At 50.5% G+C, this 220-nt stretch carries 1 rRNA gene; it reads left to right on the top strand.

Annotated elements, in window-relative coordinates:
- Positions 1–73, top strand: a 16S ribosomal RNA gene (locus C162_RS32935); the annotation flags it as partial.
- Between the last annotated feature and the right edge of the window lie 147 nt (positions 74–220).

The raw sequence follows: 220 nt of genomic DNA on the forward strand, positions 1-220 counted from the left end.
GGTGGGGTAGATGATTGGGGTGAAGTCGTAACAAGGTAGCCGTATCGGAAGGTGCGGCTGGATCACCTCCTTTCTATGGAGAATCGTCACCTGCAACGGTGACATTCAAATCGGAAGCTTTGCTTCCACAATAGAACCTTAGGGTTCGGACACTCACTCGTGTTCAGTTTTGAAAGAGCAAGTCTCTTTCGTATGCGTTTGGTGGCGATAGCGGAGGGGT

The organism is Paenibacillus sp. FSL R7-269 (genome assembly GCF_000517865.1).
In the GTDB taxonomy this organism is placed as follows: Bacteria; Bacillota; Bacilli; order Paenibacillales; family Paenibacillaceae; genus Paenibacillus_AQ.